Source organism: Pseudoalteromonas sp. 4NS20-0020 (assembly GCF_057554385.1).
The window spans coordinates 704,577-720,167 of the sequence record NZ_BAAJMI010000001.1 but is presented as its reverse complement, the minus strand read 5'-3'; the positions used below and the strand labels follow the sequence as shown (position 1 = coordinate 720,167).

Here is a 15,591-nt window from a genome sequence, read left to right as displayed (position 1 = left end):
TAAAAATATAGTAGTAAAAAAGTGCTTATGCTGGGAAATAAAAAATCAAATAATCAGGTCTTAATCGATATGGCAGAGAAACAAAAACGTTATGAAGCCTTAGTTCACGTTTATAATAAAGAGCTTTACCGCTTTGCATACTGGTTGTGCCGTGATCCGCACATAGCTGATGATTTAGTACAAGAGACATTTTTGCGCGCTTGGCGCTCACTTGATTCTTTACTCGATCAAAAAGCAGCAAAACCGTGGTTACTGACTATTTTACGCAGAGAAAACGCACGACGATTTGAACGTAAACAGTTTGATTACAGTGATGTAGAAAACGATACGCTAGTTGATGAAACCAGCCACTCGCTTGATGATGAAATGGAGCAAACCGTTATTCAACGACAAATTGGATTGCTATCTGACGAATACAGAGAGCCACTATTATTACAGGTCGTAATGGGGTGCACCGGCGAGGAAATTGCCGACATACTCGATTTAAATAAAAACACGGTAATGACACGTTTATACCGTGCTAGAAACCAACTTAAAGAGGCTTTAAGCCGTGATGATGAACAACTTAAAGGGGCATCAAAATAATGGATGAACTTGAGTTTCGTCGCCGCACTATTGCGCAACCAAACGATATAGATAAGGAACTTATGGAGTTTGCCCAGAGCAACCCTGAGCGACAAAGTTTTATTACCGAAATGAAAGAATTTGATCAACACCTTCAAGATGCACTCGATATACCTGTGCCTGATAACTTAGCTGATCGTATTATTTTAAATACATCGTTAAAAGAAAAAGCCTTACAAGAAGAGCAAGCTGCTGGCACCAATGTTGTTGACGCTAAATCGCGTTTTAAGTTTGACCGTGTGCACCTTGCCTTAGCGGCATCATTCATGGTCGCCGTGAGTGCGTTCTTTTTCAGCTCAGAGCAGCATATTGGCCACGAAGCGGGCGAGCATGCACTTGCGCATGTGTACTACGAAATAAATGCCCTTGATAAAAAATCCCCTATCAGCCTTCAAAGTGTCAATGACAAACTGGCCGTACTTGGTGGTCACATAGATGAGCTTCCTGGCGATATAACTTACGCTATGTTTTGTGATTTTAAAGGGGAAAGAGGCTTACATTTAATTTTTGAATCGGACTTTGGTCCAATGACGGTATTTATTGTACCTTCAGAAAATAAATCGTTTGGTTTGGGAAATGATCATTTCCAAGATGAGCGCTTTGAAGGCCAAATCAATCGCGGGTCGCAGGCTGATACCATTTTGGTTGCCAGTGTGGGTGCACCACTAGATACCTATAACGAGCGAGTAACCAGCGCAATTCGCTGGCTCTAAGCCATAGTAAATAAAAAACCGCTTAGTACATACTGAGCGGTTTTATAAATCTAATTTTAATTAGTTAAAAAACGATTGATTTACCTCTTCCTGAATTTTCAGACGCAGCATCTAATTCCCCATCTTTATTAATAATCACATGCATGTCACCAAAGTGGCGCTCGTCAATTGTGTAACCCATTTTTTGAAGCTCTACTTTTACCGCATCATTTAACCCTTCGTGAACACGTATAACGTTTTTAGGCCACAGCTGATGATGAAAGCGAGGCGCGTTAACCACCTGATCTGCACTCATATTAAACTCTATTGCATTTAAAATTGACTGGTAAACCGAGCTAATAATCGTTGTACCACCCGGTGAGCCGGTTACCATTTTTACTGTGTTATCCTTTAATAAAATGGTCGGTGTCATGGAGCTAAGCATACGTTTATGTGGCTGTATTTCATTAGCTTTACCACCTAACGCACCAAACGCATTCATAACACCCGGTTTTGCGCTAAAGTCGTCCATTTCATCATTTAAAATAAACCCGGCGCCTTCAACTACAACCCCACTACCAAACCCTAAGTTTATAGTTGTGGTATTTGCTACGGCATTCCCCATTTTATCAACAATAGAAAAATGTGTGGTTTGTTCGCTTTCTTTCAGTCCGGGCTTTATTTTTTCGGTTGTTGAAATCGCTGTTAATGAGATATCAGCCATACGCTTTTTTAAATATAATTCATTGATTAATGCGTTTACTGGCACATCAAAAAAGTCAGGATCACCTAAGTACTCTGCTCGGTCTGCAAACACGCGTTTACCTATTTCAGAAAGCAAATGCACGTAAGACGACGAATTATGAGCCACTTCGTTATTTAGTTTTTGCAGTTCATACATTTTTAGCCATTGTAAAATTGCAATACCGCCTGAACTGGGTGGCGGCGAAGTAAGCACTTCATACCCGTTCCAACTTGCTTTTAATGGTGTGCGCGACTTAGCCGTATAGTTTTTTAAATCAGCTTTGGTAATAATACCGCCATGCTTACGCATAAATTTTTCGATAATATTGGCTGTTTCGCCTTCATAAAACCCAGCTTGCCCATCATCGCGAATTCGCTTTAATGTTTTTGCCAGCTCAGGTTGTGCAAATTTTTCATTGGCTTTTAAACCAGCAAAATATTTTTCGAAGTTAACATCTATTTGTTGCTCGTTTAAATAGCTTATGTAATTACTAACCCCTTGCGCCAATTTTGGTGGCACAATAAAACCTTGCTCAGCTAAAGTAACTGCAGGTTGTACTAATTTTTTCCATTCTACCGTACCGTGTTTTTTATGAGCTAACCACATACCCGCAACACTGCCAGGTACACCACTTGCGTGTATGCCATAGATAGATCTATTAGGTATTACATTGCCTTGTTCGTCTAAGTACATGTCTCGGTGTGCATCGCTTGGAGCCGTTTCTCGGTAATCTATAAAATCACTTTTGCCATCTTTTTGGATCAGCATAAATCCGCCGCCACCAATGTTACCCGCTTCAGGCAGGGTTACAGCCAATACAAACTGTGCTGCTATAGCTGCGTCTACGGCATTTCCGCCCAGCTCTAATATATTTTTAGCCGTATCAGCACTGTACGAGTCAGGCATAGCAACAGCACTTTGCGCAACTTGCTTGGCTGCTACATGAAATGCACTGAATTGAAACACAAGTACACTCGTTATCACTAGCTTGGTTGGCGAAAAAAATAAGCCCATATAACGTCCTTAAATTATTGTTTTAGTTGTTGGAAGTTTCACTTAAAAGTTAAGTTAAAAATAATAAGCAGTATAACCTTCCCATATTTATGCACAGCATTTATGGCTAGGTCAATCCTTGTGGGTGCAGATTTTAGTCTTACTTTAGGCGCTTAGAATATAAAACAGCAGGTAAGTCACCCTGCTCATCAGTATGCGTGTAAGATTTGACAAACGTTAGTCCAAGCTTTTTCATTACTTTTATAGAACTTATGTTATCTGCTAACGCACTTGCACTAATATAATTAACATCAGGCTGTTTGGTGAGCTCTGCGCATAATGCTCTCGCGGCTTCAGTTGCATACCCTTGTCCCCAGCTTATTTGTTTAAAGCGCCAACCAATTTCAATATCACTAAAGTTTGGTTGTTCACTAAAAAAATCCATAGGTCTTAAAAGGACCCAACCAATAAATGTATTGGTGTCTTTAGTTGTCACAGACCAAAGCCCCCAACCCTTTTTAGCATTGCGGTATGCAAGCATACGCGGTATCCCCTCATCTCTAATTTGTTTTTTAGTTGTAGGCACACCACGCGTTAAAAATTGCATTACTGCAGGGTCTTGATCAAGCTCATATAGTTGTTGCCAATCATGCTCGTTCATTAATTTAAACTTTAACCGCTCTGTTACGGGAACGTTCATTTTCATTACTCTATAATTATCTGGAATTAACTATTAATCTCTTGAGGAGATAGCATATGAACAAATTAGCAGGTTTAGCATTATTAGGCACTTTAATTACTTTAACCGGTTGTGAAGACGCTAAAGAAGTAAAAGAAGAAACAAAAGAAAAAAGCGCTCAAATGCAAGAAAAACTAGGTGATGCCTGGAATGAAGTAAAAGAAACAACACACGATCTTAAAAATGATGAGTCGTTAAACGAGTTACTTCAACAAAGCAAAGCCATGGGCTTAGATATGTACGACGATGGAAAGGAAATTGCTATCGATGCATGGATAAAAAGTAAAGAAGCCGCAGGTGAATTAACAGAAAAAACCAAGCAAAAAGCCCAAGAAATTGCAGACGAAATTGAGCAAGCTCGCGAAGAACACAGTAAGGGGGAATAACTCCCTTTATAATAAAAAGGTAAGCCATTGTGGCTTACCTTTTTTTAACCGAAAAAAACAAATGCAGGTAATTAAGCTTTGTATTTGCTCATTACCAAAGTGGCGTTTGTACCACCAAAGCCAAAGCTGTTAGACATCACTGTATTTAGCTCTACATCTTTGCGTTCAGTAACAATATCTAAACCTTCAGCTTGCTCGTCTAATTCATCAACATTAATAGACGGTGCTACAAAACCATGCTCAAGCATTAACAAAGAGAAAATGGCTTCATGCACACCGGCAGCCCCTAGAGCATGACCCGTCATTGCTTTAGTCGCACTGATCATGGGCGAGTTACCACCAAATACGTCTTGAATTGCACCAAGCTCTTTAACATCACCCACAGGTGTTGATGTGCCATGCGTGTTAAGATAATCAATGCTGTCTACATTTTGCATTGCTTGACGCATACAACGTGCAGCACCCTCACCCGATGGAGCAACCATATCGTACCCATCAGATGTAGCACCATACCCTACTATTTCAGCGTAAATATGTGCGCCGCGTGCTAATGCATGCTCTAGCTCTTCTACAACTACAATGCCACCACCGCCAGAAATAACAAAACCATCACGGTTAGCATCATAAGTGCGCGATGCTTTTTCTGGTGTTTCGTTGTATTTAGTAGAAAGTGCACCCATTGCGTCAAATTCCATAGCAAGCGTCCAGTGAAGTTCTTCACCGCCACCAGCAAACACAACGTCTTGCTTGCCAAGTTGAATTTGTTCAACCGCATTACCAATACAATGCGCCGACGTAGCACATGCAGAACTAATTGAATAATTAACCCCTTTTATTTTAAAAGGAGTCGCTAAACATGCTGAAGTTGTACTGGCCATAGTGCGAGGCACCATGTAAGGGCCTACACGCTTTACGCCTTTCTCACGTAAAATATCGGCGGCTTCTACTTGCCATTTAGATGAACCACCACCAGAGCCAACTATAATACCCGTGCGCTCGTTTGATACTTGCTCTTCTGATAACCCTGAGTCTTCAATTGCTTGAGTCATCGAAATGTAAGAGTACGCAGCAGCATCACCCATAAAGCGCATTGCTTTGCGGTCAACATGGTCTTTAACGTTTATATCAATTTTACCTGATACGTTGCTGCGCAAGTTGTAGTCAGCAAACTCTTGGTTGAAAGCGATACCACTTTTACCTGTTTTTAATGACTCTAAAACTTCTTCTTTGTTGTTACCAATGCTTGATACAACACCGATACCGGTAATTACGGCTCTTCTCATGGGTGATTCCCTTAGCTTAATACTTAATTGCGTTTTATTTTACGCGAATTTAATCACTTAAGTGGTCAGCTTTCTAGCGTACACTTGTACTCTGAACTGCTAGCTTATAAATAACGCCAGACTATTACAAAGAAAACCCGTAAAATAATGAAAAATATATTTTGTAAATTTAAAAATTATGATTAAAAACGCACATATACACTTTAACGATTTAGGTACACCATTTGCTGATGACTTTGGTGATATTTATTTTTCGAATGACGACGGTCTTGCCGAATCGCATTATGTGTTTTATGAGCAAAATAATATAGAAACTCGATTACAAACTCATGACCAACCCCACTTTGTAATAGCAGAGACAGGATTTGGTACTGGGTTAAATTTTTTGAATACATGGCAACACTTTAACGATCATATTGCACGTCAACAATCACAAAATCAATTAGATAAAGGTGTAAAGCGCCTTCACTTTATTTCGTTTGAAAAATACCCATTAAAAGTTAACGATTTAAGCAAAGCGCTTCAAGCGTGGCCTACATTACAAAAATTAAGTGAAAAACTCGTCAACCATTACCCTATTAATTTACAAGGGTGTCACCGACTTGAGTTTGACAACGGACGTGTTGTCCTCGACTTACATTTTGGCGATGCACTCGCGTCTATTAATACAATGAGCTACCCACAAACAGGGATTGTAGATGCCTGGTATTTAGATGGGTTTGCCCCAAGCAAAAACCCTGAAATGTGGCAGCAAAGCTTATTTAATAGCATGGCTGACATTTCAAAGGCAAAGGCAACTCTAGCTACGTTTACAGCAGCAGGTTTTGTTCGTCGTGGTTTAATAGAAGCCGGGTTTGATACAATTAAAACCAAAGGCTTTGGCAAAAAAAGAGACATGCTAATTGGCCAAATACCTCATGCAAACAAGGCTCAATCAGCCCCCCCTTACTTTAATCAAGACGATAGTAAACTTAATAACGTCGCTATTATTGGCGGCGGTATAGCCAGTAGTTGTATTTTATACAGCCTTGCTAAACGCGGTATAAACGCTGAATTATTCTGCAAAGACCCGCAGCCTGCCATGGGTGCGTCACATAATGTGCAAGGCGCGGTGTATCCTCATTTACAAGCTAAAGATTCACCGCATAGTGAACTTTTTGCGCATAGTTTTTTATACGCAAAGCGCGTTTACCAGCAATTATTAAATGATGGATTTAGCTTTGATCACCAATGGTGTGGTGTTTTGCAGCATGCTGTAAAAAAGCCCCTTGCTGATAAACACAAAAACCTTGCTCAAAAGCAACTTTGGCCAAAGCAACTTATGCAAAACGTAACCGCAGAGCAAGGCGATGAAATAGCCGGCGTTCAAACTGGGTACCCCGGTGTTTATTTTGAACAAGGTGGTTGGGTTAATCCACCACAACTCGTTAATGCAATGCTAGGCGCGGCCAATAAGCTAATGCCCCACAACAGCCACTTTAATTGCAATATAGTAAACATAGAAAAAACAGCAAACGGCTGGGTTTTAACAAGCAATAATCAACAGTTTGGCCCATTTAGCGATGTTATTATTTGCGCTGGTGAGCACAGCGACACATTTGAGCAAACAAAATCACTTCCTATTGTAGGCGTGCGCGGGCAAGTATCGCATGTTCAAGCAAGTCCTGAATCTCGAAAGCTTAAAACGGTACTTTGCCATAAAGGCTACTTTACACCAGCTTATTTAGACCATCATTGCATGGGCGCTACATTTGATAAAAACAGTAAAAGCCGCCATGTTTCAGATGAGGATAACCACACTAACCGTGCTCAACTCATAAACTTTTACGATCATAGCGACTTTGCTACAACGTTAGGAAAAGTAAGCTCTGCAAAAGCAGCAGTAAGATGCACATTCATCGACCACTTGCCAATGGCTGGGCAATGGTGTGAACAAAGCGATTATACAAATGCATTTGCAAACCTTAGGTTGGGTAAGCGTTATCAATATTTGCCTCTCAATCACCCTCAACAAGGGCTACATATTTTTACCGGCTTTGGAGCTCGTGCCTTGTGCAGCGCACCACTGTGTGCTGAACATTTTATTAGCTGCTTAGCAAACGAGCCGCGCCCACTCAGCGAGCGAGTAAGCCAAGCTATACACCCCGCTCGCTTTATTGTAAGAGATTTAATTCGTAATAAAATATAAATGACAAAGCACACTATTTGGGTAAACTGTTCTCAATAAAAGGAACTTAAAGAGTCACAATGAAAAAACTAATTATACTATCGCTGTTATTGTTTACCTCGTTTAAAACACTTGCCATAAATGTTGTTGATATTGCAGTGCCAGATGAGTTTGTAACAACCATGGAAGTAACTGATGAATACCCACTTGTTAAAACTGGGTATTTAACGCAGTCTATTTCCTCCATTACAGACTTTTATCAGCAACAATTAGGTGACCCATTGAAGATAACCGGCAGTGAAAACTACCGCACCCTTTATTACAATTACCAAAATCGTAAGGTACGTATTAGCTTATACCACCGTAACTATGTTACCGAAGTGAGTATAATGATTGAAAAAACGTTATAAAAAACACAAATATAACCACTCATTTTCATACTCAGTTAAGGTGCTCTTTTTATATTAAATACTTTTTATAATTAATACGTTAATGTCTCTTTTTGCCCTTTAAAAACAATTTTTAAGCCCAAGGTCTACTTGTAAGCAAATACATTTACTAACAAGTGAAAGGAGTTAATTATGAGTAAGACCTTAATTATTGGCGCTAGTGGTCAAATTGGTAAAATGACAACGGAGTTATTACTTAAGAACGAACAAAATGTTACCGCCCTTGTTCGTGATAAAACTAAGCTAAGTGATTTAGAAAGCCCGTTTTTAAATATTGTAGAGCAAGATTTAGAAGGTGATTTTAGTGAGGCTGTTAAAGGTTGTGATCAAGTAATTTTTGCGGCTGGTTCCGGTGGAAGCACAGGCGACGACAAAACACTATTAATTGATCTATGGGCTGCAGCAAAAGCGGCTAATTACGCAAAAAATAATAACGTTAAGCACTTTATTATGGTCAGCTCAATAGGTGCAGATAACCCTGACGCAATAGAAAGTGATTTAAAACCATACTTAGTTGCCAAGCACATGGCCGATGAACACCTTGCCGGTAGTGGTTTAAATTACACCATTGTTCGCCCGGGCACGCTCACTGATGAAAGCGCATCAATGAAAGTGACAACACAGCGCCCTGATGACCAAGATAAGGCTAAAATTAGTCGTGAAAATGTAGCCAATGCACTGCTGCATATCGCAACCAATTCGTTTGAAAAGAACCGTATTTTTGAACTTTTTGACGGTGATACTGCCATTAAATCTGCGGTTAAATAGCCAAAGTGCTCCATTAACAAAAGCGTTAATGGGGCAACACTTTCAACTATTAGCAAGTTAACTAAACAGCTGACACTCAAAACAAGCTGCTAATATTTAATTCAAAAAGAACAAATCATTTAGATACGCCACAACAGCCATAAGGCTACCCCAAACAATTTACCCTCTAACCACATCAACAACTGCAAACCAAAGCATTGCCTATAAGAGTTAATAAATTAGCAATAGAATCCCTTCACGATAAGCCCCTAGTGAGCAGCGCTCTGTGACCTAAACTTAACCTATTATCACTCTTTCTTTCAAATTTTCTTCTCGTAAAGTCACTTTACTGTATTAAGTTTAAGCACATTAAATTATTAATAAAAAATCATTAGTGAGGAATATAGAAAACAGGGCCTTAATCTGTTAAGTTTATGTTATGTATATAGATAAAAAAGCTCCTTAAGGGAAATGAAAACAAAGGAATTAAAGTGAGCGCTACATTTAAAATTATTTTTAATGGCCAACTACAGCAACATGCCGATATTTCATTGGTACAAAAACAACTTAGCCAATTTTTAAATATTCCCCACACTATTGCTATAAAGTTGTTTGATGGTAAATCTTACGCATTAAAAAAAGATCTAACGAGTATTGAAGCCGTTAAAGCAGAATCGTCACTAAAAAAAATGGGCTTAATAACACGAGTTGAACTGCATCAATCTACCGCTCTTACAGCAAAGCAGTATCCTTTAGCGTTAAAAAAATTAACAAAACATGATGATGCAGAAGAACATAAAGCGTCTAATTCAAAACGTACACTACTGCAGAAAAAAACTAATTCTATACAAACTATAATTACGCGTTACAAAAACGACAAAGTAAAGCTACAGCGATCTTCACTAAAAAGCCTACTCTATCTTTGCTATATAGCCCTGTTAGTTATGACAATTACGGGCCTTACTCTTAGCTATAATTTGCTTTCAAATACAATGAGTGAATCACAAAGTAACACGATAATTGGCTTAACCTACCAAGATTACAAACAGTACATAACTGAGCAAAAGGTAGTTAGTAATCAACAAAAAACGAATTTGAGTGCCAATAATAATGCACAGCAAAGCCACGATAGCGAGCAGTTCAATCGGTTTTCTCTATTAATTAATAGCTATGCCGACAGTGTAAAGCAGCCTAATATTGAAAAAATGGGAGGCGAAAAATTAAACCTTCGCCTGCAAGAAATAGACGACTTGGGTGAGAAAAATGCGTTTTGGTTGCAACTCATTAATTTAGCAAAAAGTTTAAATAATGACGCACATACAATGAGTACACTCAATAATACAGATCCAAATAAAGTACAATGGATCAACGCCGTAGACTGGATAAGCCAGCGTTATATTAGGCAACAGCAAAATGGCAACGCACACCCTAAAGTAAATCAGCCCAACAACGCCGTAATTAACTTAACGCTATCAATTAGTGTTTTATCACTACTTATATTAATGATCATTGTGATAAAAATGAAGCTACGCACAATAAGAGAATCATAATAGCGTTTATTAACCACATAAAAAAACCCGCAACTTGATTGCTCAAGTTGCGGGTTTTTTAGGGTTTTTAAACAAACGAATTTAAAAACCGTTATTGGTGGAGCTGGGGGGATTTGAACCCCCGTCCGAAAAGCCTCGACCGTCGGTACTACATGTTTAGTATTGTCATTTAATTAACCTTTAAATCCCGGACAAACACGGTAAGTAAAGGCGAGGCCGCTTAGTTTTAACGCTTCAACCCCGGCCAGGGTTTCCATCGCGATCAGGTGTTAGGGTGACACTCCAGAATCCAGTCCACAAGAATACATGGAAGGAGCGCTAGCCAGCCTAAGCTGCTAGAGAGTAGTTATCGTCGTTTGCGATTACTTTAGATTGCGGCTTTTTTACGAGGCAAACCGCACCTCGACATGCACCTTGGGCTTCTTGAATTCCGTCGAATCCTAATCAGCCCCTGAATTAGTAAACTCATTCAGAGCGTGCAAGCAGTATAACTGAGTAAAGTGATGATACTCAAGGCTTAATGACGCTTTATTTGATTTACACAGGCTAACTGCATATTTAGCAACCAAATTAGCAATAATGTATTAGCTACAGTAAACATTTACTTAACAATATGGTAAACCTGTGTTCAAATAAGGGATTAGCCAGCTAGTGCTAAAGGTTTAGTTGTAACTGTAAAGGTTAAGAATAATAACAGGCATAAGAAGTAGGGATTTAAAATGTCGGTTTTTTCATTAGATAAAAATACAGGGTGTGTTTCTTTAATTAAACATCCTATTGATAGCGGTTTTCCGGTCACAAGCACTCAATTAATTGAAATGTTTGAACAATCTGAATTTGGCGAGTATGAAACTATTACAGCTAATATCGGGAAACTTTTTGCGCCTTCTAAAAACCACAAAGAAGTATCTTTGGTGATTGCTAAAGCAGTGGATGCCACTATCGCTATTAATATTGATGAAAAGAATATGGTTGCAGAGGCCACTATTACTACAGCTAAAGGTGGATCACTGCTAACAATGGAAGATGCGCAAGAGGCGCTTAGCCAAGCAGGTGTAAAAAAAGGGATTAGTCCGCGTGCGCTTGATAGTTTTTTAGGCCAACAGTTTGAAAAAGCTTCAGGTGTGGCATATAGCGCTATTGTAGCCCATGGCCGCAATCCAAAAGAAGGTAGCGATGCTAAATTTGTTCGCCTTTGTTCAACAGCACAAGATCGCGTTTTAAGCCCGCAAGCAACTGCTGGCGGTAAAGTTGATATGAAAGATCTTGGGGCTATCATTACTGTTAAACCGGGCACTCCTCTTATGCAACGTATAGCCGCCACCCAGGGTGAAGACGGATACACGGTGTTTGGCGATATTATCCCTGCTTCGCCAGGAAAAGAACTTGAACTACAACCCTTTGAAGGGACAAAAATAGACCCAACAAACCCTAATTTACTGATTGCAGATTGCAAAGGCGTTCCTGTTGCGCTGCCACGTGGAATGCGCGTTGACGACGTTTTATGTTTCGATAATGTAGATGTAAGTACAGGCCACATTGATTTTGACGGCAGTGTAATTATTAGTGGCGATATAAAAGACGGAATGCGAGTAAAAGCGAAAGGTGACATTACTGTTTTAGGCTTTGTTGAATCAGGGATTGTGCAAAGCGAAAGTGCTGTAACTATTGTATTAGGTGCCATAGGCCGAAACCGTGAAAACGAAGAAGCATTTACTTGCCGTATTTCAGCCAAGCGTACAATTTCTATAGGCTATGCTCAATATTGTGACATTAAGACTGAACAAAGTTTATTCATAGAGCGCCAAGTATTACATTGTGACCTAACAGCTAAACGTTTAATACGTGTTGGCAAAGCCGATAACCCTCGTGGCAAAATTATTGGTGGTAATATATTTGATGCAATGCGTATTGAAACAGGTGAATTAGGTGCGCCTGCTGGTACTAAAACGCGTGTATTTTTAGCACAAAATTGGTTTGAACTGCGTGATAAGCAAAGCCAAATTAACGACTTTGAAAAGGTATTAAGTACTAAATTACTGGATTTAAAAAATGCGCGAACTAAAGCAGAGAAAATAACTAACCCTGCTCAGCGCAAGCAATTTACTGATAAAATTACGGCTAACGAAAAGCAAGTGAATGCCCGCTCTCGTCATGTTAAGCAACAAAAAGCACTCGTAAAAAGAAAAATAGCCCAGCTATTAGCCTCTAGCCGCTTAAAAGTGAACGAATTAATGCACCCTGGTGTGGAGCTTAAAATAGCAAAAGAAACAAAACAGTTTTCGCGTATTTATCCCCCCCACTTCGTAAGATTATCTGAGGGTAAAATTACTCAGTCGTTTTAGCTTCCTTGGCGGCTTCATCATCGTCACTTTCATCGAGTGGCGCAAGCGGCCAACCGCCCAGCTCTTGCCAGCGGTTTACAATTAAACAGTATAATTCAGCGGTGCGTTCTGTGTCGTAAAGTGCCGAGTGTGCTTGACTGTTATCAAATTCAATTCCAGCTGCACGACAAGCTTTAGCTAATACTGTTTGGCCTAAAGCAAGCCCTGCTAACGTTGTTGTATCAAAGCTCACAAATGGATGAAACGGTGTGCGCTTTATATTATTGCGTTCAATAGCCGCATTTAAAAAGCCATGATCAAACGCGGCGTTATGCGCCACAATAACAGAACGCTGGCACCCTGCTGCTTTTTGCGCTTTACGCACCACCTTACAAATCTCTTTAATGGCGTCTTCTTCTGCGACTGCGCCTCGTAATGGCGAAAATGGGTCAATTCCGTTAAATTCAATTGCTGCTTGCTCAATATTTGCGCCTTCAAACGGCTCAACGTGAAAATGCACTGTTTGATCTATGCTAAGCAACCCGTCATCATCCATTTTTAAAACAGAGACTGCAATTTCAAGTAATGCATCTGTCTCTTTGTTAAAACCAGCAGTTTCAACATCAATAACAACAGGAAAAAAGCCACGAAAGCGTTTTGCGAAAAGGGTTTGCTCAGTATTTGCCATAGTATTCTTGGTTTGTAGGTATAAGCCTTCTATTATGTCAAAAGTAGGTGCCGTTCGGCTAGGGACTTTTTCCTATTATTTATGCCTATAATTTTAGGCATACAATTTGCTTTAAGTGATACTAGCTAAGTGTTAACTGCTATATAATATGGCAGTACTGAACAAAGCCAAATTTTTGGCGTGTCGGGTTTACGGGGAGTCTTTGATGAAATTAAAGTTATTATTAATGAGCGTTAGTATTAGCTCTGCGCTATTGAGCGTCAGTGCACATGCGGCCATGCGTAATTACTCTGCAAATCAAGACAGTTCAAATTGGGAAGTGGTTAAAACAACACGTTTGCAATGCCAGTTGAACCATGAGGTACCTTACTATGGCGAGGCTATTTTTAAAGCATCGGCGAGTAAAAATAAAAACCTAACTTTCAATTTAGATATGGTTGTTCGCCCTGAAAATTACGCCATTGCAGGGCTTAAAGCAGTTCCTCCTTCTTGGCGCTCTGGGCTGCCAGCACGCGACATAGCAAATATGAAGCTACTTAAAAAGTTTGATGGTGAACTCGGTAATCAAACTGCTTGGGAAATGCTTACAGAACTTGAAAAAGGGTTTTACCCCACTTTTTATTACCAAGACTGGCAAAATAGTGCCGATAAAATTGCCGTTGGTATTTCAAGTGTAAACTTTAAGCAAGCCTATTGGGCCTTTTTGCAATGCCGTGACGAACTATTACCTTACAGCTTTGAGGATATTTCGTTTACAGTGATGAACTATCAATCTAATAGCAGTAAGTTAACTAAGTCATCCCAGCAACGCCTTGATAAAATTGCTGAATATCTAAAAAACGATTCAACCATTGAGTCCATTAGTATTGATTCTTATACCGACAGTTATGGCGGTCGTTGGAACAACTTAGACCTATCTCGTAAGCGTGCAAAAGCGATAAAAGATTATATGGTTAGCTTAGGTGTGGATGAAAATAAAGTAAAAACAACGGGGTTTGGTGAAAAACGCTTTGTAGACACCAATGATAATATTTTAGGCCGCGATAAAAACCGCCGTTTGGTCATTCAAATAGCTAAAATGTAGGGGATTTTACTTAATTTACGAGGTTACAAACTTTGCGCCGTAATTTAATTAATCGCTCTCGATTAAAGACATTTTATGCCGCAAAGTTAAACACGCCCTAGCGCTTACTTTTAGTTTTTAAGTATTTATCACCAAATTGAAAAAAGCCTAAACTAATTACAATAATAGCAGCGCCAATTATTAGCTCTTTACTTAGTGGCTCGTTATTAAGCCACGCACCTAACCCTATTGCAAAGCTAGGTGTAATAAGTGTTGTTAACGCAACGGTGCTCGCGTTTAAGTTTTGTAAAACATGAAAATATGCCAATGCCCCTATTAACGACCCAAAGAGTCCTAAATAACCAATTGCCCAAAGCGACCTTAAATTCCAGTTTTGTATATTAAGCTCACCATCAAGCACCCACCACGCAATAAAAAATAATGGCGTTACAAATACTAGTGCACCAAATGTTGTGGCCATAGGGTGAATTGCAATTCTCACCCGCTTTATCATCACACCGCTTAAGCTAAAAAAGCACACAGCCATAAATACATATACAAGCCCAAGTCCCTGAGTTTGTGAGTTTTGTACTTGGTTATAGCTTACAAAATAAAGTCCGACTAACGCACTTGCTAAAGCAATGAGTTTTATTAAACTAAATTTAGGCTCGTTTAATAGCTGTTGAGCAAGCAATCCCGATAAAATAGGTGCCAATCCAAACATAAGTGAAATAATGCCAGAGGGCACTGTTCTAGCCGCCATATAACTCAATAACATGCCACCAAAAATACCAATGCTTGAGTAAGCATAGAGTAGGCAAGCTTGCTTACTCCATGGCACTCTTACATTAGTGACTGCAACAACAAGCGCACCAATGAATAGCCCAACGAGCATACGCATTAACACCGCTAGTGATGGCGAAACACTCTCACTACTCCACACTATACCCAGCGGAGTGGTGGACCATATAAGAACCATTAAAAAATATGAAACTTTAACAGGCACGAACCATTCCTTTGTTAGTTAAAAATAAGGCGAGTGGGTTTTGAGGGAAAAAGCCAGCCAAGCGTATTAATGCACTAGTTACAGTACACATACTTAACTGTCAGTTTAATCTTAAGATATAAACGCTCAATAACT

At 39.5% G+C, this 15,591-nt stretch carries 14 protein-coding genes and 1 other RNA gene; 9 read left to right on the top strand and 6 right to left on the bottom strand.

Translation table 11 applies throughout. The annotated features are described in order from the left end of the window. Positions 1-27 precede the first annotated feature (27 nt). On the top strand, positions 28-585 hold the full coding sequence (locus AC27JL_RS03320) for a sigma-70 family RNA polymerase sigma factor (protein WP_021032391.1): 558 nt from the start codon (positions 28-30) through the stop codon (positions 583-585). Then, positions 585-1,337, top strand: coding sequence for a DUF3379 family protein (locus AC27JL_RS03315; protein ID WP_271479990.1), 753 nt, complete (start codon positions 585-587; stop codon positions 1,335-1,337). Before AC27JL_RS03320 ends, AC27JL_RS03315 begins: the two co-directional genes overlap by 1 nt. Positions 1,338-1,401: 64 nt before the next feature. On the opposite strand, the gene ggt is transcribed toward AC27JL_RS03315, so the two are convergent. Both ggt and AC27JL_RS03305 read right to left on the bottom strand, forming a co-directional pair. Beyond that, on the bottom strand, positions 1,402-3,075 hold the full coding sequence (gene ggt, locus AC27JL_RS03310; RefSeq protein ID WP_487194794.1) for a gamma-glutamyltransferase: 1,674 nt from the start codon (positions 3,073-3,075) through the stop codon (positions 1,402-1,404). Between the two features lie 139 nt (positions 3,076-3,214). Beyond that, the gene (locus AC27JL_RS03305; RefSeq protein WP_487194793.1) at positions 3,215-3,760 is read right to left on the bottom strand and encodes a GNAT family N-acetyltransferase; all 546 of its coding nucleotides are present in this window, start codon (positions 3,758-3,760) and stop codon (positions 3,215-3,217) included. Positions 3,761-3,810: 50 nt separating this feature from the next. Between AC27JL_RS03305 and AC27JL_RS03300 the strand changes: the two genes are divergently transcribed. Beyond that, positions 3,811-4,179: a hypothetical protein gene (locus AC27JL_RS03300; protein WP_006793331.1), complete on the top strand. Its 369-nt coding sequence runs from the start codon at positions 3,811-3,813 to the stop codon at positions 4,177-4,179. A 71-nt stretch (positions 4,180-4,250) separates the two neighbouring features. Here AC27JL_RS03300 and fabB read toward each other — a convergent pair whose 3' ends face one another. Beyond that, positions 4,251-5,462 (bottom strand): beta-ketoacyl-ACP synthase I, encoded by a 1,212-nt coding sequence (gene fabB, locus AC27JL_RS03295; protein ID WP_008126923.1) that lies wholly within the window; start codon positions 5,460-5,462, stop codon positions 4,251-4,253. 178 nt (positions 5,463-5,640) lie between these two features. On the opposite strand from fabB, the gene mnmC reads away from it, so the two are divergent. The 4 genes from mnmC (at position 5,641) to AC27JL_RS03275 (ending at position 10,375) form a co-directional block, all read left to right on the top strand. Then, a complete protein-coding gene (gene mnmC / locus AC27JL_RS03290) occupies positions 5,641-7,650 on the top strand; it encodes a bifunctional tRNA (5-methylaminomethyl-2-thiouridine)(34)-methyltransferase MnmC2/FAD-dependent 5-carboxymethylaminomethyl-2-thiouridine(34) oxidoreductase MnmC1 (protein WP_487194792.1) in 2,010 nt (669 codons plus the stop codon). A gap of 59 nt (positions 7,651-7,709) precedes the next feature. Then, positions 7,710-8,039: a hypothetical protein gene (locus tag AC27JL_RS03285; protein WP_058428578.1), complete on the top strand. Its 330-nt coding sequence runs from the start codon at positions 7,710-7,712 to the stop codon at positions 8,037-8,039. Positions 8,040-8,210: 171 nt separating this feature from the next. Continuing rightward, on the top strand, positions 8,211-8,846 hold the full coding sequence (locus AC27JL_RS03280) for an SDR family oxidoreductase (protein ID WP_487194791.1): 636 nt from the start codon (positions 8,211-8,213) through the stop codon (positions 8,844-8,846). Positions 8,847-9,316: 470 nt separating this feature from the next. Next, the gene (locus AC27JL_RS03275) at positions 9,317-10,375 is read left to right on the top strand and encodes a hypothetical protein (RefSeq protein ID WP_487194790.1); all 1,059 of its coding nucleotides are present in this window, start codon (positions 9,317-9,319) and stop codon (positions 10,373-10,375) included. Positions 10,376-10,470: 95 nt separating this feature from the next. Here the strand turns inward: AC27JL_RS03275 and ssrA are convergent. Further along, positions 10,471-10,827: a transfer-messenger RNA gene (gene ssrA / locus AC27JL_RS03270) on the bottom strand. Positions 10,828-11,094: 267 nt separating this feature from the next. Here ssrA and AC27JL_RS03265 point away from each other — a divergent pair. Further along, positions 11,095-12,720 carry a flagellar assembly protein A gene (locus AC27JL_RS03265; RefSeq protein ID WP_487194788.1) on the top strand — a complete coding sequence of 542 codons (1,626 nt, stop codon included), beginning with the start codon at positions 11,095-11,097 and terminating at the stop codon, positions 12,718-12,720. On the opposite strand, the gene rnt is transcribed toward AC27JL_RS03265, so the two are convergent. Further along, positions 12,704-13,387 carry a ribonuclease T gene (gene rnt, locus AC27JL_RS03260; RefSeq protein WP_487194787.1) on the bottom strand — a complete coding sequence of 228 codons (684 nt, stop codon included), beginning with the start codon at positions 13,385-13,387 and terminating at the stop codon, positions 12,704-12,706. The genes AC27JL_RS03265 and rnt overlap by 17 nt on opposite strands. Positions 13,388-13,592: 205 nt before the next feature. On the opposite strand from rnt, the gene AC27JL_RS03255 reads away from it, so the two are divergent. Further along, on the top strand, positions 13,593-14,471 hold the full coding sequence (locus AC27JL_RS03255; RefSeq protein WP_006794687.1) for a flagellar protein MotY: 879 nt from the start codon (positions 13,593-13,595) through the stop codon (positions 14,469-14,471). A 97-nt stretch (positions 14,472-14,568) separates the two neighbouring features. Here AC27JL_RS03255 and AC27JL_RS03250 read toward each other — a convergent pair whose 3' ends face one another. Next, positions 14,569-15,456 (bottom strand): DMT family transporter, encoded by an 888-nt coding sequence (locus AC27JL_RS03250; RefSeq protein WP_243533019.1) that lies wholly within the window; start codon positions 15,454-15,456, stop codon positions 14,569-14,571. Positions 15,457-15,591 lie beyond the last annotated feature (135 nt).

Bases quoted from the DNA above. Each gene is read 5' to 3' on its own strand.
- AC27JL_RS03320 (WP_021032391.1), top strand. From the start codon at position 28: ATGCTGGGAAATAAAAAATCAAATAATCAGGTCTTAATCGATATGGCA.
- AC27JL_RS03315 (WP_271479990.1), top strand. From the start codon at position 585: ATGGATGAACTTGAGTTTCGTCGCCGCACTATTGCGCAACCAAACGAT.
- ggt (WP_487194794.1), bottom strand. From the start codon at position 3,075: ATGGGCTTATTTTTTTCGCCAACCAAGCTAGTGATAACGAGTGTACTT.
- AC27JL_RS03305 (WP_487194793.1), bottom strand. From the start codon at position 3,760: ATGAAAATGAACGTTCCCGTAACAGAGCGGTTAAAGTTTAAATTAATG.
- AC27JL_RS03300 (WP_006793331.1), top strand. From the start codon at position 3,811: ATGAACAAATTAGCAGGTTTAGCATTATTAGGCACTTTAATTACTTTA.
- fabB (WP_008126923.1), bottom strand. From the start codon at position 5,462: ATGAGAAGAGCCGTAATTACCGGTATCGGTGTTGTATCAAGCATTGGT.
- mnmC (WP_487194792.1), top strand. From the start codon at position 5,641: ATGATTAAAAACGCACATATACACTTTAACGATTTAGGTACACCATTT.
- AC27JL_RS03285 (WP_058428578.1), top strand. From the start codon at position 7,710: ATGAAAAAACTAATTATACTATCGCTGTTATTGTTTACCTCGTTTAAA.
- AC27JL_RS03280 (WP_487194791.1), top strand. From the start codon at position 8,211: ATGAGTAAGACCTTAATTATTGGCGCTAGTGGTCAAATTGGTAAAATG.
- AC27JL_RS03265 (WP_487194788.1), top strand. From the start codon at position 11,095: ATGTCGGTTTTTTCATTAGATAAAAATACAGGGTGTGTTTCTTTAATT.
- rnt (WP_487194787.1), bottom strand. From the start codon at position 13,387: ATGGCAAATACTGAGCAAACCCTTTTCGCAAAACGCTTTCGTGGCTTT.
- AC27JL_RS03255 (WP_006794687.1), top strand. From the start codon at position 13,593: ATGAAATTAAAGTTATTATTAATGAGCGTTAGTATTAGCTCTGCGCTA.